Origin of the sequence: Cereibacter sediminicola, assembly GCF_007668225.1 — a bacterium.
In the GTDB taxonomy this organism is placed as follows: domain Bacteria; phylum Pseudomonadota; class Alphaproteobacteria; order Rhodobacterales; family Rhodobacteraceae; genus Cereibacter_A; species Cereibacter_A azotoformans.
Window position 1 is genome coordinate 1 of record NZ_VDEK01000027.1, and the last position, 17,269, is coordinate 17,269.

Genomic DNA, 17,269 nt, shown 5'->3' on the forward strand with positions numbered 1-17,269 from the left:
GCATCGCCATCGCGAACGAGCCGCCCTTCACCGCCGTCGCCGCCGACGGCACCGTTTCGGGTGCTGCTCCCGACGTCGCGCGCGAGGTATTCAAGCGGCTCGGCGTGCCCGAGGTCGTGGCCTCGATCAGCGAATATGGCGCGATGATCCCCGGCGTTCAGGCCCGCCGCCACGACGCGATCACCGCGGGCCTCTTCATGAAGCCCGAGCGTTGCCAGGCGGTCGCCTATTCCGAGCCGATCCTCTGCGATGCCGAGGCGTTCCTGCTGCCGAAGGGCAACCCCAAGGCCTTAAGGTCCTATGCCGACATCGCGGCCGATCCCTCGGCCACCATCGGCGCCCCCGGTGGCGGCACCGAGGAAAAGCTGGCGCTCGAGGCGGGCGTCCCGCGCGAGCGGGTGATCGTGGTGCCGGACGGCCAGTCGGGCCTGAAGATGCTGCAGGACGGCCGGATCGACGTCTACTCGCTGCCGGTGCTGTCGATCTCGGACCTGATGGCGAAGGCCGCCGATCCGAACCTCGAGATGCTGGCCCCCGTCGAAGGCGCGCCGGTCTATTGCGACGGTGCCGCCTTCCGCAAGCAGGACACGGCGCTGCGCGACGCCTTCGACGTCGAGCTGGCGAAGATCAAGGAGTCGGGCGAGTTCGCGAAGCTCATCGAACCCTATGGCTTCTCGGCCGAGGCCGCGAAATCGACCAGCCGCGCCGAGCTTTGCGGCGAATGAACCGGTCGGCGGACGGGATCCCCGTCCGCCCCTTCTCCTTCCTGCACGACAGCCCGGGGTACCGCGCGCAATGACCGACTGGTCCGGATATCTGACCCTGATCGTCGAGGGGGCGCTGATGACGGCGCAACTCACCCTCTACGGCTCGGCGCTTGCCCTCGCGGTCGCCTTCGCCGCGGGCCTTGCGCGGCTGTCGCGCTTCTTCGCGGTGCGGGCGCTTGCCACGACCTATATCGAGTTCTTCCGCGGCACCTCGATCTTCGTCCAGTTGTTCTGGGTCTATTTCGTACTGCCCTTTGCGGGCGTCAGTCTCTCGCCGCTGGCGGCGGGGGTGCTGGCGCTTGGTCTGAACGTGGGCGCCTATGGCGCCGAGGTGGTGCGCGGCGCGGTCCTGTCGGTGCCGAAGGATCAGGTCGAGGCGACGGTGGCGCTGAACCTGACCCGGTTCCAGCGCATGCGCCACGTCATCCTGCCACAGGCCCTGCCGCTGATGCTGCCGACCTTCGGCAACAACGCGATCGAGCTGCTGAAGGCCACCGCCGTCGTCTCGCTGATCTCGCTGCCCGACATGACCTTTCAGGCCCAGGTGGTGCGGGCGCAGACCGGCAGCACGCTGCTGCCGTTCCTGACGATCCTCGTGCTCTACTACGCGATGGCCACGGCGATTGGGGGCGGGGTGCGGTATCTGGAACGCCGTGCGACGCGCGGCCTCGACGGGGTGCGCTGATGGAATGGGACTGGGCCTTCGTCGCCGAGATCATGCCGGTCCTGCTGCAGGGGCTGCGGCTGACGCTGCTTGTCACGCTGCTGTCGGCGGTGGTGGCGGCGGTGCTGGGACTGGTCTTCTCCATCGCCCGCCGCTCGCCGCGCCGCTGGATCGCGCGCCCGGTGGGCTTCTCGGTGGACTTCATCCGGGGCACCCCGCTTCTGGTGCAGCTCTATTTCATCTTCTACGTGCTGCCCGATGCGGGTGTCCTGCTGCCTCCGCTGGTCGCCGGCGTGATCGGAATGGGCCTGCATTACGCGACCTACGCCGCCGAGGTCTATCGCGCGGGCATCGAGAACGTGCCCCGCGGCCAGTGGGAGGCGGCGCGCGCCACCAACCTGACCATTGCCCAGACATGGCGGCATGTGATCGTGCCGCAGGCGATCCCGCCGATGATCCCGGCGCTGGCGAACTACCTGATCGCCATGTTCAAGGAGACGCCGCTGCTGTCGGCGATCACCGTGCTGGAGCTGATGAACCAGGCGAAGTCGGTGGCCAATTCCAGCTACCGCTACGTCGAGCCGATGACGCTGGTGGGCGTGCTGTTCCTCGCCATGAGCCTCGTCTCGGTCGTCCTCTTGCGCTGGCTGGAACGCCGCTACGGAAGGCTTGCCAAATGATCGACCCCATTGTCGCCACCCGCATGCCGCGGCTTGACCCGCGGCCGGTTCCGCACCGGATCGGCCTGATCGCGCTGGCCACAGACCACACGACCGAGGTGGATTTCGCCCGCATCCTCGTGCCCGCCGGCGTGGGCATCTACGTCAACCGCATCCCCTTCGCCAATCCGGTGACGCCCGAGACGCTGCGCGCGATGGAGGCGGATCTGGCCGAGGGTGCGGCGCTGATCCTGCCGGGCGAGGATCTGGACGCGGTTGTTTTCGGCTGCACCTCGGCCTCGGTCTGCATCGGAGATGCGGCAGTGCGCGCGCAGGTGGCGCGCGGAAAGCCCGGTTGCCCGGTGGTCACGCCGGTCTCGGGCACGCTGAACGGCCTGCGGGCGATGGGCGCGCGGAGGATCTCGGTGCTGACGCCCTATTTCGTCGAGACGACCCGGCCGATGGCCGCGATGTTCGAGGCCGAGGGTTTTGCCATCGACCGGCTCACCTGCCTGAACATGGCCGACGACCGTGACATGGCGCGGATCGCGCCGGACGATCTGGTGCAACTGGCCCTAGAGGCGACCGACCCCGCGTCGGATGCCACCTTCATCTCCTGCACCGCCGTGCGGGCGGCTTCGGTCATCGACCGGATCGAGGCGGCGACGGGGCTGCCGGCGCTGTCTTCGAACCACGCCGCCGCTTGGGAGGTCGCCCGCCGCATCGGCCTTGGGGGCGCGCTGGCGCCCGGCCACCTGATGACGCTGGGGCTGCCGGCATGACGCTGCCCGTGACGCTCGACGACATCCGCGCGGCCGAGGCGCGCATCCGCGGACACGTCCGGCGGACGCCGATGCAGGCGGACCCGCGGCTTCCGGGGCTGCTGCTGAAGCTGGAGCATCGGCAGGAGACCGGCGCCTTCAAGCTGCGCGGCGCGACCAACGCTGTCCTCTCGCTACCAGCGGAGCGGCTGGCGCGCGGTGTGGTGACTGCCTCGACCGGGAACCACGGCCGGGCGCTGGCCCATGCCGCGCGGGCGGCCGGCGCGCGGGCGGTGGTCTGCCTGTCGCGGCTGGTGCCGGCGAACAAGGTCGCGGCGGTGCGCGACCTTGGCGCCGAGGTGCGGATCGTGGGCGACAGCCAGGACGATGCGATGGAGGAGGTCGCCCGCGCGGTCGCGGCCGAGGGCCTGACCGAGGTGCCGCCCTTCGACGATCCCGCCGTGGTGGCGGGGCAGGGCACACTGGGGCTCGAGATCCTTGCGGATGAGCCGGCACCCGAGCGGGTGCTGGTGCCGCTGTCGGGCGGAGGGCTGGCCGCGGGCGTCGCGGCGGCGGTGAAGGTGCTGTCGCCGCGGACCCGCGTGGTCGGCGTCTCGATGGAACGGGGCGCCGCCATGGCCGCAAGCCTTGCCGCTGGCCATCCCGTGACGGTCGAGGAACTGCCGACGCTGGCGGACAGCCTCGGCGGCGGCGTCGGGCTTGCGAACCGCGTCACCTTCGCCATGTGCCGGGCGCTGCTCGATGAGGTCATCCTTGTGTCGGAAGACGAGATCGCCGCCGCCATGCGCCACATCCATGCCGCGACCGGCGACGCTGTGGAAGGCGCGGCGGCCGTGGGGGTTGCGGCCCTGCTCGCGGGCCGCCTCGCCCCCGGACCTAGAACCATAGCCATCCTGTCCGGCGCCAACATTTCACCGGACGCTTTTGCCCGGATCCTCGAAAGGCCCGGCGCATGAGGGATCCCGTCATCCTGCTGACCGAGGCCGACCTGCGCGCACTGGTGCCGCTGGATCTTGAAGCCCTCGCCTGCGTCGAGGGCGCCTTCCGCGCGCTGGCGACCGAACCCGTCGCCATGCCGCCGATCCTGCGGCTCGACATCCCCGAGCATCGCGGCGAGGTCGACGTGAAGACGGCCCATGTGCCCGGTCTCGACCACTTCGCCATCAAGATCAGCCCGGGCTTCTTCGGCAATCCCGCGCTCGGCCTGCCTTCGACCAACGGGCTGATGGTGGTGCTCTCGGCGCGCACCGGCCTCGTGCAGGCGATCCTGCTCGACAACGGCTATCTGACCGACGTGCGGACCGCCGCGGCAGGCGCGGTCGCCGCGCGCCACCTGAGCCGCGCCGACAGCGCGACGGTTGCGGTTCTGGGCGCCGGGATGCAGGCCGAGCTTCAGGTCGCGGCGCTGCAACTCGTCCGCCCGATCCGCGCGGCCCGTGTCTGGGCGCGCGATGCGGGCAAGGCGCAGGCGCTTGCGGCGCGGCTCGCGCAGCGCGGGCTGGAGGCTGTGCCGTGCGCCACGCCCGAGGATGCCGCGAGTGGCGCCGACATCGTCGTGACCGCGACGCCCGCCACGACGCCGATCCTGCGCACCGCCCATCCTGGCCAGCACATCACCGCGATGGGATCGGACGCCGAGCACAAGAACGAGATCGCCCCCGACCTGATCGCGCGCGTCACCTATGTCGCCGACCGGCTGTCCCAGACCCGCCTTCTGGGAGAGTTGCACCATGCCATTGCCGCGGGCCTCATTGCCGCCGACCGGGAGTTTCCCGAGCTGGGACAGGTGGTGGCGGGCCTTCGCGCGGGGCGGACGGCGCCCGACCAGATCACGCTGGCCGACCTGACCGGCACCGGCATCCAGGATACCGCCATCGCCGCCCTCGCCGTCGCCCGCGCGACCGCCGCGAAGGCCGGCCAGAGCTTCACCGTCTGACACGAGACCGGGCTGAACTGCCCGAAGGAGGACCTTCCCCGATGACCGAAGTCGACCTGCGGTTCAGCCGCGACGAGTTCGCCCAGCGTCTTGCGAAGACGCGCCGGGCGATGGAGGCGAAGGGGGTGGACCTCCTGATCGTCACCGACCCCAGCAACATGAACTGGCTGACCGGCTATGACGGATGGTCCTTCTACGTCCACCAATGCGTGATCGTGCCGCCCGACGGCGAGCCGATCTGGTATGGCCGCGGGCAGGACGCGAACGGCGCGAAGCTGACCGCCTACCTGCGGCACGAGAACATCATCGGCTATCCCGACCATTACGTTCAATCGACCGAACGGCATCCGATGGATTACCTCTCGGCGCTGATGACCGACCGCGGCTGGGGCAGCCTTCGGATCGGCGTCGAGATGGACAACTATTACTTCTCGGCCGCCGCCTTCGCGAGCCTGACGCGCCACCTGCCGAACGCCCGCTTCACCGACTGCACGGCGCTGGTGAACTGGCAGCGCGCGGTGAAATCGCCGCAGGAAATCGCCTACATGCGCCGCGCCGCCCGCATCGTCGAGAAGATGCACGCGCGCATCGTCGACAAGGTCGAGGTGGGGATGCGCAAGTGCGACCTCGTGGCCGAGATCTATGACGCGGGCATCCGCGGCGCCGAGGGCTTCGGTGGCGACTATCCGGCGATCGTGCCGCTGCTGCCTTCGGGGCGCGACGCAAGCGCGCCGCACCTGACCTGGGACGACCGGCCGATGAAGGCGGGCGAAGGCACCTTCTTCGAGATCGCGGGCTGCTATCACCGCTATCACCTGCCGCTGTCGCGGACGGTGTTCCTCGGCAAGCCGACGCAGGCATTCCTCGATGCCGAGAAGGCGACGCTTGAAGGCATGGAGGCCGGCCTTGCCGCCGCGCGGCCGGGCAACACCTGCGAGGACATCGCCCGCGGCTTCTTCGACGTGCTGGCGAAATACGGCATCCTCAAGGACAATCGCACCGGCTATCCGATCGGCGTGAGCTATCCGCCCGACTGGGGCGAGCGCACCATGAGCCTGCGTCCCGGCGACCGGACCGTTCTCGAACCGGGCATGACCTTCCACTTCATGACCGGCCTCTGGCTCGAGGACATGGGCCTCGAGATCACCGAGTCGATCCTGATCACCGAGACGGGCGTGGAATGCCTCGCCAATGTCCCGCGCAAGCTGTTCGTGAAGGACTGACATCCATGACCGCGCATCCGAAGCCGTCGCCGATTTCGGCGACGGTGGATTTCGACGCCCCGGGCGTGCAGCACGGGTTCCTGCGGCTGCCCTACAGCCGGGACGATGCCGCCTGGGGCTCGGTGATGATCCCCGTTACCGTGGTCGCGAACGGGACGGGTCCGACGGCCCTGCTGACCGGCGCGAACCATGGCGACGAATACGAGGGGCCGATCGCGCTCTTCGAACTCGCCCGGTCGCTGCGCCCCGAGGAGGTGACCGGTCGGGTCATCATCGTGCCCGCGATGAACCAGCCCGCCTTTGCGGCCGGCACGCGCACCTCGCCCATCGACCGCGGCAACATGAACCGCAGCTTTCCCGGCCGCCCGGACGGGACCGTGACGGAAAAGATCGCGGATTACTTCCAGCGCGTGCTGCTGCCCTTGGCGGACGTGGTGCTGGACTTCCACTCGGGGGGCAGGACGCTCGACTTCCTGCCCTTCTGTGCCGCCCATGTGCTGCCCGACAAGGCGCAGGAGGCCCGGGCCTTCGATCTGGTCCGCGCCTTCGGGGCGCCCTGGTCGGTGAAGATGCTCGAGATCGACGCGGTCGGCATGTATGACACCGCCGCCGAGGAGATGGGCAAGGTCTTCGTCACGACCGAACTGGGCGGCGGCGGCACCGCCAGCGCCCGCACCACCGGGATCGCGATCCGCGGCTGCCGGAATTTCCTGATCGAGGCGGGGATCCTCAAGAGCGAGCCACACCCGCAGCCGACACAATGGCTCGATATGCCGGACGGCGACTGCTTCACCTTCGCCGAGGACGGCGGCCTGATCCGCTTCTGCGCCGATCTGGGCGAGCAGGTCGAGAACGGCCAGACGGTCGCGATGATCTATCCCATCGGCCGGACGGGAGCGGAACCCATCACGCTGAGCGCGCGCCGGGCGGGCCTACTTACCGCGCGCCACTTTCCGGGCTTGGTGAAGCCGGGCGACTGCGTGGCAGTGATTGCCGACGAAGTGGAGGGCTGATCGCGACCTCAGGCGATGCAGCCTTGAGAGCGCGCCGCGACGTGCGCATTATCCGTTTCTTCCGCGGGTCGCCACCATCGGTCGGCCCAACTGCGACGTAGGACGCCACGCAGCTGACCTTGCCCCCGGGACTTGATGCGGTGCCGCCGGAGAATCGCTCGCTCTATGACATGATCGGGCGGCAGTACGGCGTGCGCCCCACGCCGGCCCTGCGGTATATCGAGTTCAGCCTGAACAACGCGATCAGGCCGCGGCGGGTGGGTAGCTTTCGGTTCGCTCCTTCCGGATCGCCGCCAGAACGAGAGCGATGACGGCGGCAAGAAGCTTCCTCAGGTGGGCGAGGATCTTGCGGATGTTGTGGCCGCAGCCGCAGAGCACGGCGAAGATGGCGTCACCGAACGTGCCCTTCAGAAAGCATCGCGCGAGCCTTCCGCCGGTCTTCATGTGGCTGATCTCGGGCTTGATGCTGCTGCGCCGTCGGAGCGCCTTCGCCAGCGCCGGGGTCAGCCCGCGGCGAGTGCCGCTGATCAGGACCTGGGTGTGCTCGACGCCGTGACCCTTGTAACCGCGGTCGACGACGGCGCGTTTGGCCAGACGGCCGGTGAGGATGACCACCTGCTCCAGCGCCTCGCCGAGGGTGTGGCCTTCGTAGGGATTTCCGGGCAGCGACCGCGTGCCCACCACGAAGCCGCCCGTCAGCGTGGTGGCGATGCTGACCTTGGTGCCGAACTCGTAGCGCACCCGAGCCTTGTCCTTCGAGATGCAGTCACCTCCGGCTCATGGAGCGCGTAGATCTTGCCGGGGTCCGCTTGCGCCAGCGGGTGAGCGAGGTGGGATAGATCGGCGGGCGATGCTGAAAGAAGGTCTCGCCGGTGAAGTGCTGAAAGTACGGGTTCTCCACCCACCGGGCGACCACGGCCTCATCCGACAGCCGGAAGGCGTGCTGGAGATAGAGCAGACCAGCGACCAGCCGCGGCGACGTCGCCGGACGGCACGTCGTGGACGGGAAGAACCCCGCCCATTCCCGTTCGAAAAAGTCCCAGTCGATCAGCGCTGCCAGTGCAACCAGCTCGTGGGCAACCAGCTCGTGACGCAGGTCGATCATGTCGACGCGGCGCGGCCGGAAAAGATCGTTCTGCTCGGGAGGACGGGGGCGGTGCTTCATGCCACGGGCCGAAATTGCAGGGTTCTGGGCCGGATCCTATGAAATCCTGCAGGACACTGCGACAGAAACCTCCGGTTTCTGGCTATGTATCAACCACTTCGCCGTTGTTCAGGCCGGACTATCGAGGCGGTTCCCGCCTTAGGCGAGGACGCGGCCCTTCTGGAAGTGCCCGAGGGCAGCCCAATATTGGGAATCGAGTCGGCGGCCTTCAACCCGCCCGACGAAGCGGTCGAATTTTTCGTCGCGCTTCACCTGACTGACCGGTTGCGGCCGCATTTCACGATCTCGGTCGTGTCGCAAATGCTGTGGAAATTCCCCTGGCGGCGTACTCCGGGCATGGCAGGTTCGGTTTCTCAGGCTGCACGGTCAAGAAGCATCGGCTCGAGAGGCTGGGACAGCGTCTCCCAGCCGTCGACCTTGCGCATCTGGATCTGGCCGGACGCCAGCAGCGCCCAGAGCAGCATCGGCACGGTCTCGGCACAAGGCGACACCGTCCGGGTCTTAACCCGGCGGCGGAACTCCTCGTTTAGCCGCTCGATGGCGTTGGTGGTCCGGGCCGACTTTCATTGCGGCGGGTCGAGGCGGGTGAAGCTGAATAGCCAATCCCCCGCTTCTTCCAAGCTGTCGGCCACCGCCCGGCGCTTGAGCCGCCATTCGCGGAGGAAGGCCTTTCGGCGGGTCTCGATCTCGGCGACCGTACTGGCGTAGATCATGTCGCGGTAGTCCTCAGTCAGCTCGTCCTGAAGGGTCTTCGGCGCGTGAGCCAGCAGGTTGCGGTGCTTGTGGACCCTACAGCGCTGGATCGGCAGGTCTTCACCCCAGAGCGCGGTCAGTGGGCCGCGACGCTCTTGCAAGACATCTGTAGGACGACCAAGCGGTTCCGTTTCAGACATATTTTGACTGCTCGAAGAGCGAACAGCCGAAACAGGCTGTACGGGACCTTGCTGCGCAGTGCTCAAGCGACGGCTTTGCGGAACCGAATTCCAATCGGTCGACCGGCACGTAAGGGCCTAGCCTGCTTGCCGCGACCTGACGCCGCAGGGGCGGAGAGTAGCCGGTAGGGCCAGCAGCATTGCATCCGCAGAAATCGGCGATAGCAGCCTTTCATGGCTCTCCGGGGAGCGAAGGAGTGAGCAGATACCGACCAGCGTGGACGCGCCGCACTAGAGTGTGATCCTGGCTTCACCCCCGGACTCTCGATCAACTCGGACGCAGACGCTTGTGGCGGTCGAATAGCAGATCCTCGCTGCCGTATGTGGCAATTAGGGCGGCGGCCCTTCGATCGGACTGCCACGGGTGGGAACCTGAGGACTTCATCTGGTCCAAACAATCCCAAGCCTGGCCGATGCGTACGCTGCCTATAGCCTCACCCGCCGCAGCCGAAGGGCGCTTGCGATGACGGACACCGACGAGAGGCTCATGGCGGCCGCCGCGATCATCGGCGAGAGCAGGAGGCCCGACCACGGATAGAGCACCCCCGCCGCCACCGGCACGCCGAGCGCGTTGTAGGCGAAGGCAAAGAACAGGTTCTGCTTGATGTTCCGAAGGGTGGCCCGCGCGAGCTTCCTGGCCCGGACAATCCCCATCAGGTCCCCGCCCAGAAGCGTGATGCCCGCACTCTCCAGCGCCACGTCCGCTCCCGTCCCCATGGCGATCCCGACGTCGGCCGCAGCCAGCGCGGGCGCATCGTTCACCCCGTCGCCGGCCATGGCCACGCGCCGACCCTCGACACGCAGCGCGTCGATCAGCGCCTTCTTGTCGGCCGGCAGCACGCCGGCGCGAACCTCGTCAATGCCGAGACGCCGGGCGATCGCCTGCGCCGTGCGCTCGTTGTCGCCCGTGGCCATGATGATCCGCAGTCCATCCGCGTGAAGCTGCCGGATCGCCTCTGCGGTCGAGGCCTTGACGGGGTCCGCCACCGCCACCAGACCGGCCAGCCGCCCGTCGATGGCCAGGAACATCGCCGTCTTGCCTTCGGCGCGGAGGGCGTCCGCCGTCGCTTCCGAGGTGGAGGTCTGCATCCCGAGATCGGTCATCAGCGCCGCATTGCCAAGCGCCACGGAGTGCCCGGCGATTACACCCTTCACGCCTTTTCCGGTCACGGCCTCGAAGCTCTCTGCGGCCAGAAGCGCCAGCCTGCCCGCTTCGGCACCCTGCACGATGGCCTCGGCCAGCGGATGCTCGGACCCGCGCTCGAGGGTCGCGGCGGCGGCCAGCACTTCCCGCTCGGTGAACTCGGCCAAGGCCACCACGTCGGTCAGCTTCGGCTTCCCCTCCGTCAGCGTTCCGGTCTTGTCCACGATGAGCATGTCCACGCCGGCCATCCGTTCGAGGGCCTCGGCATCCTTGATCAGCACCCCCGCCTGCGCTCCCCGGCCCGCCGCCGTGGTGATCGAGATGGGGGTTGCGAGCCCGAGGGCGCAGGGACAGGCGATGATGAGCACCGAGACGGCGGCGGCCGTGGCGAAGAAGAACGCCGGATCCGGACCCGCAAGCCACCAGACGAGGAAGGCGAGCACCGCCACCGCGACGACCGTCGGCACGAAGATCGCCGAGACGCGATCCGCCATGCCCTGGATGGGCGCGCGCGAGCGGCGCGCGTTCGCCACCATCTCGACGATCTGCGCGAGCACGGTATCGGCCCCCACCCGGCTCGCCACCATGACGAGCGAGCCGTTGCGGTTCAGGGTTCCTCCGTTCACCCGGTCCCCCGGGCCTTTCTCGACCGGCATCGGCTCGCCGGTCAGCATGCTTTCATCGACCGCCGAGTGGCCCTCCAGCACCTCTCCGTCCACGGGCACCGCCTCGCCAGGCCGGACCCGCAGTCGGTCGCCGGCCAGCACATTTTCAAGGGGCGCGTCGTATTCCTGCCCGTCCGGCAGGATGCGGCGCGCCACCTTCGGCGCGAGGTTCAGGAGAGCGCGGATCGCATCACCCGTCCGCTCGCGTGCGCGGAGTTCCAGCACCTGGCCCACGAAGACCAGCGCGATGATGACGGCGGCCGCTTCATAGTAGGTGCCGACCATGCCGTCCATCCGGTAGGCCTCGGGGAAGAGGCCGGGCAGGAAGGTCGCAGCGATCGAGTAGAGCCAGGCGGCACCCACGCCCAGCGAGATCAGGGTCCACATGTTGGCGCTGCGACTTCGGATCGAGTCGAGACCGCGTCGGAAGAACGGTGCTGCCGCCCAGAGCACGATGGGTGTCGCGATGAGGAACTCCAGGTACACCGCGGTGCGGTGACCGATCCAGTCGCGGACGGGCAGTCCCATCGTCCCGCCCATCGTGAGGATCACCAGCGGCACCGAGGCGGCGACGCTGATCCACATCCTGCGGGTGAAGTCCGTCAGCTCGTGCGAGGGCTCGTCCGTCGGAACCATCGGTTCCAGTGCCATGCCGCAGATCGGGCACGAGCCCGGCGCGTCGCGCACGATCTGGGGATGCATCGGGCAGGTGTACTGCGTGCCTTTGGGCGGAGCGGCCACGACCTTCCCGGCGTTGCCCGAGGCGTAGAACCACGGATCCGCTTCGAACCTCGCCAGGCATCCCTCGGAGCAGAAGTGGAAGGTCCGGCCCTGGAACGTCGCGCTGCGGGCGCCCTCCTTCAGGACGACCTTCATCCCGCAGACCGGGTCGATGGCGATGGCGGCGCCCTCGGGAACCGCCGCCTCGTGCCCATGGTGAGCGTGATCGTGCGACCTGGGATCGTTCGGTATCATCCTGCCTCCTGACCCTCCCGGAACTGAAGTTGGCCGATGACGGCCCATGATGGATCCTGCACCTTCCGGAAACTGGAAGGTCAAGCCGGCGTGTCACGCTCACCGGCCCCGGCGTGCGCGGCCCGGGAGGCGTCAGAAGGTCGCCGTTGCGGTCGTTCCATCCGGCGACGTCAGGCGCACGGCTCCGCCGCTGCCCGCGGGAACCGGCGCAGCGGCTTGGCCCTGGAGGACTTCGCCCGCGGGAGCGAGAGGGAATCGCTGCGGCGCGCCTCCGATCACCAGCGTCGCCTGACCCTTCCAGCCCTCGACCGAGACCGGTGCGTCGGAGGCGTCGAACAGGTACACCGTGACGGTCGGGCTCCCGTCCGCGACCAGTTCCGCATGCCACGCACCGGCGTCAACCTTGAGTCCGCCGTGCGGTCCGGGGCTCGGCTCGTGCGCGAGGACGGGAAGCGCGGCGAGACCGAGCAGGACGGCGAGGATCCGGATCATGATGTTCTCCAATCAGAAGGCTTCGATGGGTTTGATGGTGGAGGCCGGGGCTTCGGCCGTGTCGCGGGCCCGGGCGACCAGCCGTTCAAGCGGGCGGCGGCCGTAACGCAGGAACAGGGTGGGCGTCAGCAAGGTGTCGAGGACAGTGGCGGTCACAAGGCCGCCGAAGATGGTGATGGCGACCGGGTGGAGGATCTCCTTGCCGGGCGCGTGGGCATCGATCATCAGCGGCACCAGCGCCGCTCCGGCGGACAGTGCGGTCATCAGCACCGGTGTCAGACGTTCGAGACTGCCCCGCACCACCAGGTCGGGGCCGAACGGCAACCCTTCGTGGATCGCCAGGTTGATGTAGTGGCTGATCTTGAGGATGCCGTTGCGGGCCGCGATCCCGGTCAGCGTGATGAACCCCACCATGGAGGCGACCGACAGCGGCTGCCCCGCAAGCCAGAGCGCGGTCACGGAACCGATCAGCGCCAGCGGAACGCTGGCCATGATGATGAGGACGAACAGCGCGGAGCGGTATCGGCTGTAAAGGATGGCGAAGATGAGCGCCAGCGAGACGAGCGACAGCAGGCCGATTGTCCCCATCGCCTCCTCCTGCGCTTGGAACGTGCCCTCGAGGCTCGCGAAGGTTCCGGTCGGCAGGGCGCGCTCGGCGAGAAGCCTGCGGATGTCCGCGATCACGCGCGCCATGTCCGCGCCGCCCTCGACGTTGGCCAGGACCACGACCCGGCGCTTGCCATTCTCTCGCAGGATCTGGTTGGGTCCATCGGTCTCCACCACGTCGGCGATCTCGCGCAGAGGGATCCAGCCCTTGGGGGTCTGGATCAGCAGACCCTCGAGCCCCGCGGTTGTACGTTCCTCGTCCTGAAGGCGGAGCACGACGTCGAAGCGCCGGTTGCCGTCGACCACGCGCGACACGGTCCGTCCGTTCGACAGACCCTCGAGTTGCTCGGTGACCGCAGCGGGCGTCAGCCCGTAAAGTGCGGCGCGCGCCGGGTCGACGAGGATTTCGAGGTGGGGGATGCGCACCTGCTTCTCGATCTGCAGATCCACCACGCCCGGCACCTGCGCGAGCATCGCGCGATGCTCCTCGGCCAGGGCGCGCAGCATGTCGAGATCCTCGCCGAAGATCTTCAACGCGATCTGCGCCCGCACGCCCGACAGCATGTGGTCGAGCCGGTGCGAGATCGGCTGGCCCACGTTCGTGACCACCGGCAGCACGCCGAGCCGCGAACGGATGTCGGCAATGATCGCGTCCTTGGGCCGCCCCTCCTTCAGGGCAACCTCGACTTCCGAGGAATGGACACCCTCGGCATGTTCATCGAGTTCGGCACGTCCTGTCCGGCGTCCGACGAGTTGAACCTCCGGAACCTCGAGGATCAGGCGTTCGGCGATCAGGCCGACCCGCTGGCTTTCCTGGAGCGAGATCCCGGGATTGAAGAGCATGTTGATGGTCAGCGTGCCCTCGTTGAACGGCGGCAGGAACGCGCGCGGAAGCTGGGTTGCCATTCCGGCCGCGCCGAGAACCCCGGTGAGCGCCAGGGCCATCAAAAGGCGCGGGTGGCGGAACGACCAGCCGAGAAGGCCGCGATTGGCGCGCTTCAGCCCGCGGACGATCAGCCCCTCGTGCTCGTCCAGCCGCTTCAGGCCCGGCAGCAGGTAGAAGCTCATCACCGGGGTCAGCGTGATCGAGACGAGAAGGCTCGCGAGGATCGAGATGATGTAGGCCTGCCCGAGCGGCGCGAAGAGCCGCCCCTCGATGCCCGACAGGGCAAAGAGCGGCACGAAGACCAGCACGATGATCATCGTGGCGTACACGATCCCCGAGCGCACCTCCTGACTGGCGGCGACCACCACGGCGAAGACGGATCGCGGATTGCCGCGTTCGCGGTTCTCGCGCAGCCTGCGGAAGATGTTCTCGACATCCACCACCGCGTCATCGACCAGCTCGCCGATGGCGATCGCGAGGCCCCCGAGCGTCATGGTGTTGATCGACAGGCCCATCAGCTTGAAGACGATGGCGGTGGTCAGGATCGACACCGGGATGGCAGTAAGTGAAATGGCTGTGGTTCGCACGTTCAGCAGGAAGGCGAACAGGACAATTGCCACGACGACCGCCGCCTCGATCAGCACCGTCTGCACGTTGTGGATGGACGTCTCGATGAAGTCGGCCTGACGGAACAGCACCTGATCGGCGCGCACGCCTTCGGGGAGGCTTGCGGTGATGCCCGCCACGGCCGCCTCGATCTCGCGCGTAAGCGCCACGGTGTCCGCGCCCGGTTGCTTCTCGACCGAGACGATCACGGCAGGCTCGCCCATGAAGCCCGCCTCGCCCCGCTTCGCGCGCGCGGCAAAGCCGACCTCCGCCACCTGGGCAAGCGTCACGGCCTGACCCTGGACGGTCGCCACGACGAGGCGCCGTAGATCCTCCATGCCGCGGCCACCGCCGATGTTGCGGATCAGGAACTCCCGTCCGTACTGGTCGGCGAAGCCGCCGCCGCTGTTGCCGCCGAAGCCTGCAAGCGCGTCCTCGACCTGGTCGAGGCTGACCCCCATGCTGCGCAGGGCGGCCGGGTTCGGCGCCACGCGGTACTGGCGCACCTCGCCTCCGATGGGGATGACCTGCGCTACGCCGGGGATCGTCAGGAGGCGAGGGCGGATGGTGAAATCCGCGATGTCGCGCAGGTCCATGGGCGAGACCGTCCCGGGCCCCGTCATGGCGATCAGCATCACCTGGCCCATGATCGAGTTGATCGGCCCCATCTGGGGGACCACGCCCGTCGGAAGCTGCGGCTGCACCAGCGAAAGCCGCTCGGCGATCTGCTGGCGGTTGCGGTAGATGTCGGTATTCCAGTCGAACTCGACATAGACGATCGAGAGGCCGACCCCCGAGGTCGACCGCACCCGCGCCACGCCCGGCAGCCCGGTCATCTGGGTTTCGAGCGGAAAGGTGACGAGCTGCTCGACCTCCGGCGGGGCGAGGCCTTCGGCCTCTGTCATGATGGTGACCGTGGGGCGGTTGAGGTCGGGGAACACGTCCACCGGCAACCGCTGGGCCGTGAGCGCGCCATAGAGCACCAGGACGATGGCGGCCGCGATGACGAACAGCCGGCTCTTCAGCGACTGCGTGACGAGGAAATTGAACATGGCGGCGTCAGCGGATCTGGTTCAGGAGCTCGGCGCCCTGGGTCACGACGCGCGCGCCGTCGCCGATCCCTGCCAGCACCAGAACCCGTGCGCCGTCGAGCGGGGCGACCCGCACCTCGCGCGGCTCGAACCGCTCGGCGGTCGTGTGTTCATAGACCAGCGCCTGTCCATTGCCCGCGCGCACCACGGCCTCGCGCGGCAGCGCCAGACCCTCGCGGGTGCTTTCCGCCTCCGCCAGGACCGTCAGGAGTTGGCCGGCCCTGAGGCCGGGCGCGGAGCCCGTCACGCGGAACTGGACCGGCGTGGCCTGCCCGAGTTCGGCAAGACCGATGCCAAGAAGGCTGAGGGCCACGGGACTGCCTCCGGCCGGCAGGCCCGTGGCGGGGCCGGCAAGGGGCTCGGAGGAAAAGCTCAGCGCCTCGACCCAGAGCGCCTTCGGGTCGGCGATCTGGAAGATGGTGCTGCCCGGTGTCGCAATCTGGCCCGCCACCGCGCGGCCCGCCGCGATCACGCCCGATGCCGGGGCAAGCAGCGGTTCCGACGCGAGATCCCCGCTCTCGAGTCCCGCCCGGCGCTCGAGCAACCCCTTGAGTTCCAGGTCTGCATCGGCCACCTGCGCCTCGGGCACCGCGCCCACGAGCCGGCGGAGACGGTCCAGCTTCTGGCGGGCCAGTGCAATGTCCTGGTCCAGCGCCCTGCGTTGCTGCTCGATGTCGACGGCATCCGCGGCGCCGAGCGTCGGCTCGACGGTGGCCAGAAGCTGTCCACGTTCCACGCGCTGCCCGAGTTGGGGAAAGCCCCCCTCCGGCGGAAAGAGCCTGCCTTCAAGGGAGGCCTGGACGTAGCCGCTCGCATTCGGGTCAGGCACGACCCGGCCCGCCAGTTCCACCGTGCCGGAGTGACGTCCGGCTTCTGTCACGGCGGTCCGGATCGCCAGAAGTCGCTGCGTCGGCTTCGGCACGAAGAGGGATCCGTCCGGCAATCGCTGCGCCACATCGCGGGCGGTGGCCTGGGCCGGCGCGGGAATGGCGGCCAGCGCCACTTCGGCGCGGCCGAGGTTCGGCGCGAGCAGCAGGAGAGCCAGCGCAGCCGCTGCCGTCGGGCGCCGGCGGATCAGCAGCGCCGCGACGAAACCGCCGAGAAACCCGGTCGCTACCCCCAGCAGGAGCAGCGGATCCGCCGCCTCCAGCCGTTTCTGCAGATCCCCGAGGATCGAAGCCGGGGAGATGGCAGCCGAAGATGCGGGCGCGGCGACCGGAGGCTCGGGAACCGACAGCGTCAGGGCGAGAACATCGACATCGCTTCCCGCGATCACCGTCAGCACCAGATCATGGCTCCCCGGTCCGGCGGCAAAGGGCACCCGGTAACTGCCGTCGGCCACGGCTTCCGCCAGAAGCAATTGCCCGTCCGCTTCAAGTTCGACCGAGGCGTCCGACACGGGCTCATTGGTCTCCCGCCGGTCGAGATGGATGTCGACCGCCCCGGCTGCGGCCACAGCGACCGCCTCGAACAGGTTCGAGACGGCTTCGGCTCTCGGGGCCACATTGACGTTGACGGGAGGAGGCGCTTCGCCGTGATCGTGGCCTTCGTGCGCCGCCGCAGGGGTGACGAGCAGCGCAAGCAGGATGGGGAGAAGTAGGCGCACAGGGGTTGCTCCGGCACAGGTTCGACCGGAAAACCTAAAGGTGCTCCGCAGCGCCGT

General features: G+C 68.5%; 12 protein-coding genes and 3 pseudogenes. 9 read left to right on the plus strand and 6 right to left on the minus strand.

What is annotated here, in order from left to right:
- From ehuB to doeB, 8 genes are all read left to right on the plus strand, one after another.
- The coding region (gene ehuB / locus FG154_RS15405; RefSeq protein WP_145109806.1) for an ectoine/hydroxyectoine ABC transporter substrate-binding protein EhuB at window positions 1-725 on the plus strand (725 nt) is incomplete at its 5' end.
- Between the two features lie 70 nt (window positions 726-795).
- Window positions 796-1,452 carry an ectoine/hydroxyectoine ABC transporter permease subunit EhuC gene (ehuC, locus tag FG154_RS15410; protein ID WP_145109809.1) on the plus strand — a complete coding sequence of 219 codons (657 nt, stop codon included), beginning with the start codon at window positions 796-798 and terminating at the stop codon, window positions 1,450-1,452.
- Entirely contained in the window at window positions 1,452-2,111 is a 660-nt protein-coding gene (gene ehuD / locus FG154_RS15415) for an ectoine/hydroxyectoine ABC transporter permease subunit EhuD (RefSeq protein WP_145109812.1), read from the plus strand. The genes ehuC and ehuD overlap by 1 nt, the downstream gene beginning before the upstream one ends.
- On the plus strand, window positions 2,108-2,872 hold the full coding sequence (locus tag FG154_RS15420) for an aspartate racemase/maleate isomerase family protein (protein ID WP_145109815.1): 765 nt from the start codon (window positions 2,108-2,110) through the stop codon (window positions 2,870-2,872). The genes ehuD and FG154_RS15420 overlap by 4 nt, the downstream gene beginning before the upstream one ends.
- Window positions 2,869-3,828 (plus strand): hydroxyectoine utilization dehydratase EutB, encoded by a 960-nt coding sequence (eutB, locus tag FG154_RS15425; protein WP_186312390.1) that lies wholly within the window; start codon window positions 2,869-2,871, stop codon window positions 3,826-3,828. Before FG154_RS15420 ends, eutB begins: the two co-directional genes overlap by 4 nt.
- Window positions 3,825-4,808, plus strand: coding sequence for an ectoine utilization protein EutC (gene eutC / locus FG154_RS15430; RefSeq protein ID WP_145109818.1), 984 nt, complete (start codon window positions 3,825-3,827; stop codon window positions 4,806-4,808). Before eutB ends, eutC begins: the two co-directional genes overlap by 4 nt.
- A 41-nt stretch (window positions 4,809-4,849) precedes the next feature.
- Entirely contained in the window at window positions 4,850-6,031 is a 1,182-nt protein-coding gene (doeA, locus tag FG154_RS15435; RefSeq protein ID WP_145109821.1) for an ectoine hydrolase DoeA, read from the plus strand.
- Window positions 6,032-6,036: 5 nt separating this feature from the next.
- A complete protein-coding gene (gene doeB, locus FG154_RS15440) occupies window positions 6,037-7,044 on the plus strand; it encodes a N(2)-acetyl-L-2,4-diaminobutanoate deacetylase DoeB (protein WP_145109824.1) in 1,008 nt (335 codons plus the stop codon).
- 243 nt (window positions 7,045-7,287) lie between these two features.
- Here the strand turns inward: doeB and FG154_RS15450 are convergent.
- Window positions 7,288-8,209: pseudogene (locus FG154_RS15450) on the minus strand (transposase).
- Window positions 8,210-8,293: 84 nt separating this feature from the next.
- On the opposite strand from FG154_RS15450, the pseudogene FG154_RS21470 reads away from it, so the two are divergent.
- Window positions 8,294-8,464, plus strand: a pseudogene (locus tag FG154_RS21470) (UTRA domain-containing protein); the annotation flags it as partial.
- A 98-nt stretch (window positions 8,465-8,562) separates the two neighbouring features.
- Here FG154_RS21470 and FG154_RS15460 read toward each other — a convergent pair.
- From FG154_RS15460 to FG154_RS15480, 5 genes and pseudogenes are all read right to left on the minus strand, one after another.
- Window positions 8,563-9,042: pseudogene (locus tag FG154_RS15460) on the minus strand (transposase); the annotation flags it as partial.
- A 525-nt stretch (window positions 9,043-9,567) separates the two neighbouring features.
- Entirely contained in the window at window positions 9,568-11,925 is a 2,358-nt protein-coding gene (locus FG154_RS15465) for a heavy metal translocating P-type ATPase (RefSeq protein WP_145109827.1), read from the minus strand.
- Window positions 11,926-12,057: 132 nt separating this feature from the next.
- The gene (locus FG154_RS15470; protein ID WP_145109830.1) at window positions 12,058-12,417 is read right to left on the minus strand and encodes a hypothetical protein; all 360 of its coding nucleotides are present in this window, start codon (window positions 12,415-12,417) and stop codon (window positions 12,058-12,060) included.
- Window positions 12,418-12,429: 12 nt separating this feature from the next.
- A complete protein-coding gene (locus FG154_RS15475; RefSeq protein ID WP_145109833.1) occupies window positions 12,430-15,567 on the minus strand; it encodes an efflux RND transporter permease subunit in 3,138 nt (1,045 codons plus the stop codon).
- Between the two features lie 7 nt (window positions 15,568-15,574).
- A complete protein-coding gene (locus FG154_RS15480) occupies window positions 15,575-17,212 on the minus strand; it encodes an efflux RND transporter periplasmic adaptor subunit (RefSeq protein WP_145109836.1) in 1,638 nt (545 codons plus the stop codon).
- Between the last annotated feature and the right edge of the window lie 57 nt (window positions 17,213-17,269).